This is a genomic window from Acidisoma sp. (assembly GCF_035492295.1).
Taxonomy (GTDB): Bacteria; Pseudomonadota; Alphaproteobacteria; order Acetobacterales; family Acetobacteraceae; genus Acidisoma.
Map to the genome: position 1 here is coordinate 1 of NZ_DATJJK010000029.1, position 3,338 is coordinate 3,338.

Here is a 3,338-nt window from a genome sequence, read left to right on the forward strand (position 1 = left end):
GGATGCCTGGATCGCGGAATTCCCCTTCAACTCGGCCACGATATCCGGCGCGCCGTCGACCGAGGTGATGACCAGGCCGTTCTCCCGCTTTGCCTGCCTCGCGGCGAGTTCGGTGCCGATCGCTTGCGGATCGTTGACGGCAAAGATCCCCTCGATATCCGGATAGCGCACGAAATAGCCCTGGCCGATGGCGAAGCCGCCGTCGCGCGAGCCCTTGGCATTCTCGTTGTCGCTGAGAATCTTGATGTCCGGATACTGGGCCAGGGTCTTCTTGCAGCCATTCACGCGGTCGATCACGGCCGAGACCTGCTCGCCATTCTCGATGATGACATTGCCCTTGTGGCCGATCTTGTCTGCGAGGAATTGGCAGGAGATTTCGCCGGCCTGAACATTGTTGGTCTGCACCACGGCATCGGCGCCCTCGGCATTCACATCCACGCCGATGACGACGATGCCCGCGGCCTGGGCGCGCTTGATGGAAGGCAGGATGGCATTCTGGTCCGAGGCGGTCACCAGGATCATCGACACGCCCTTGGCGATGAAATTGTCGATCTGGTTGAACTGCTTGTTGAGATCGTAATCGGCCGAGACCGCGGTCACCTGCACCTGCGGGTTGATCTGCTTAGCTTCCGCCGTCGCCCCCTTTACCAGGGCCACGTAATAAGGGTTGCCCAGGGAGCCCACGGTAATGCCGATCGAACTGAGATCCTTGGCTGAAGCCGCGGGCGAAAGGGCCAGCAGGGCAAGGCAGGCAGCGCCCGCGGAAAGCAGGGTCTTTTTCCACATGTGGTCGTGTCCTCCGGGCCGGTTGATTGTCCGCGACGGTCCGGGCCCTTGCGGGCCGCCGCGTTCGCCGTCTGCGCTCAGACGATGTGCAGCCGCTTAGGTGCTGTGGCCGCAAGCGCGGCAGCAGGCCGGGCATGGGCTGCGATCGTCGCATCCGCATGCCGGGGCGACAGCCGGTCAGCGATGACAAGCCGCGCCGCCCCGAGCAGTCCGGCCTCGCGCCCCGTCTCCGCGCGCAGGATGCGCAGATGCCGGATGGCGAGCGGCAGGGAGCGCGCGTGGATTTCCGCGCGGATGCCGGAGAGAAGGGTTTCGCCCGCCTCCGCCAGCGTGCCCCCGATCACGATGGCGCTGGGGTTGAGAATGCTGACGGTGCTGGCGATGACTTCGCCGAGGACGCGCCCGGCGCGGCGCAACGCTGCTTCGGCCGCTGGTTCTCCCGCCTTCAACAAAGCGACGACATCGCGCGCCGTCTCGGCCGCGAAGCCCTGGGCGCGCAGATCGCGGGCAATCGCCCAGCCTCCGGCATGGGCTTCCAGGCAGCTGCGCTTGTCGCAGCGGCAAAGCGGCCCGTCCGGCGCGCCAATTTGGATATGGCCGATGTCGCCCGAAGCGCCCTGCGCGCCGCGATAGAGCCGCCCATCGGCGATGATGCCGCTGCCGATGCCGGTGCCGGCTTTGACGAAAAGAAGCTGCTCCGTGTCCGACCAGGAACCGGCGCGTTCGGCGAGCGCCAGTAGGTTCACGTCATTCTCGACCAGGACCGGCGCGCCAAGATGGGCGCCGAGGCAATCGCAGATATCGAAATCGTCCCAGCCCGGCATGACCGAGGGGCCAACGACACGGCCACCCGTGTGATCCACCGGCGCCGGCAGGCCAAGCCCGACGCCAAGCACGCGCTCGTTCTCCTGCCCGAGTTCGGCAAGGAGGCTACGGAAGCGCGCCGCGAGCAGGGCAAGGACCGGTATGGGCCCGGCTCCGAGGTCGATCGGGATCGTGCAGGCGGCGAGCACGGCAGGAGTAAGATCGGTCACTGCCAGGCGCGCATGCGTCTCCCCGATATCGGCGGCGAGGACCAACGCGGCGCCGGGCGCGAGGGCCAGCAGGCGCGCGGGGCGGCCGCCGCTGCGCCGCCGCTCGTCCCCTTCCTCGATCAGGCCGCCGGCCAGAAGCTGCGCCAGATGCTGGGTGACGGTGGTGCGTGAAAGGCCGGTCGTGGTGACGAGTTCGGCGCGGGACCGTGCCTCCCCGGCGGCGATGAGCGAAAGTAGGAGGCCCGCGCCGCTGGGGGCGCCTGCACCTTCAGTCGCCATGGCCGTTGATCCGCCGAAGGGTTTTCCGCAGAGCGGCATTCTCCGCGAGGTCGAGATAGCTGCGGTAGAGCGGCCGGTAGGCCGCGTGCCGCTGCGGCTCCGGTCGGTACTGGCGCGCATCCCGCGCCCCGAAGCGGGCCGCTCCCTCCACGAAATTGGGCACGACTCCGCCCGCGACCGCGCCATGGATTGCGGCGCCGACTGCCGTGGGGTTCTGGATGATCGGCACCGCGATCTCGCGGCCCATGACATCGGCCATGGTCTGGACCAGCAGGGGATTGGCTTCGGCGAGCCCGCTGGTGAGCAGGATGCGGTCGATGGTGAGACCCCCGTGGGCCAGCCGGTCCATGATGTGATGGGCACCGAAGCACAGGCCATCGAGGAGCGAGCGGTAGATGCCGGCCGCCGTGCTGCCCATGGTGAAGCCGGCAATCAGTCCGGCAAGGCCGGAATCGGCGAAAGGCACGCGGTTGCCGCTCCACCAGTCAAGCGTTACGAGGCCGTTCTGACCTGGGGCGAGGGAGGCCGCCTCCTCGTTGTAGAGCGAGAAGTTTCGGCCGAGATCGGCATCGCGCGGAAAGGTGCGGACAAACCAGGCCAACATATCCCCGAACCCCGCCTGGCCTGCCTCGTAACACCAGAGATCGGGCAACACCGCGCTTTCCGCCATGGCTTCCAGCCCAGGCGGCAGGGGGCGGGGCGTCTCCTCCAGCAGCAGATAGGCGGCGGAGGTGCCGAGCGCGCCGACCCAGACGCCGGGCCGCACGGCGCCCACCGCTGGCAGCACGACATGGGAATCGATCACCGCGACGGCCACGACCGCCTCGCCCAGAATGCCGGTGTGCCGTCGCCAGTCCTCGCTCAGCGCGCCGCAGGGCGAGCCGACCGTCGCGGGCGGCGCCAGTCGCGCGGCCAGGCCCGGCACCACCTGGTCGGGATAGCCGCGGCCGGCCAGGTATTGCGCCTTGTAGGCGGCGAAATCCCGGCTGCGGCATTCCGTGCCGGTCAGCTGCCAGACGAGCCAGTCCCCGGCCTCGATGAAGCGCTCGGTTTCGGCCCAGAGACCGGGCGCCTCGGCCACGATCTGCGCTGCCTTGGCCAGCAGCCATTCGCCGGAAAGCCGGCCGCCGCAGCTTTGCAGGAAATCGCCGCCCCCGGCGTTGATCGCATCCGCATAGGGTTGGGCGGCCGCGTGTTTCCACAGTTTCACATAGGCATGCGGGGCGTCCGGGTGGCGCA

The 3,338-nt window shown here is 68.4% G+C and carries 3 protein-coding genes; all 3 read right to left on the reverse strand.

Annotated elements, in window-relative coordinates; genetic code table 11:
• Window positions 1-786: substrate-binding domain-containing protein (locus VL752_RS02245; protein WP_325352108.1), on the reverse strand; the 786-nt coding region annotated here is incomplete at its 3' end.
• Between the two features lie 77 nt (window positions 787-863).
• Entirely contained in the window at window positions 864-2,099 is a 1,236-nt protein-coding gene (locus VL752_RS02250; protein WP_325352109.1) for an ROK family transcriptional regulator, read from the reverse strand.
• Window positions 2,089-3,338 (reverse strand): FGGY-family carbohydrate kinase (locus tag VL752_RS02255; RefSeq protein ID WP_325352110.1); only part of this gene is annotated, 1,250 nt, incomplete at its 5' end. The genes VL752_RS02250 and VL752_RS02255, both read right to left, overlap by 11 nt.

Coding starts and splice junctions, on each gene's coding strand:
- VL752_RS02250 (WP_325352109.1), bottom strand. CDS start 2,099: ATGGCGACTGAAGGTGCAGGCGCCCCCAGCGGCGCGGGCCTCCTACTT.